General features: G+C 51.0%; 1 rRNA gene. It reads right to left on the bottom strand.

Going from position 1 to position 251, the window contains the following annotated elements:
* A 23S ribosomal RNA gene (locus SB822_RS59215) occupies positions 1–251 on the bottom strand; the annotation flags it as partial.

Here is a 251-nt window from a genome sequence, read left to right as displayed (position 1 = left end):
CTTCATAGCCTCCCACCTATCCTACACACATCGGTTCAAATTCCAATGCAAAGCTACAGTAAAGGTCCATGGGGTCTTTCCGTCTAGCCGCGGGGAGATTGCATCATCACAAACACTTCAACTTCGCTGAGTCTCGGGAGGCGACAGTGTGGCCATCGTTACGCCATTCGTGCAGGTCGGAACTTACCCGACAAGGAATTTCGCTACCTTAGAACCGTTATAGTTACGGCCGCCCTTTACCGAGACTTCAA

It is taken from the genome of Paraburkholderia sp. SIMBA_054, from assembly GCF_046534875.1.
Taxonomy (GTDB): Bacteria; Pseudomonadota; Gammaproteobacteria; order Burkholderiales; family Burkholderiaceae; genus Paraburkholderia; species Paraburkholderia hospita.
The sequence above is the reverse complement of the archived record's forward strand: the minus strand, read 5'-3'. Positions and strand labels throughout refer to the sequence as shown.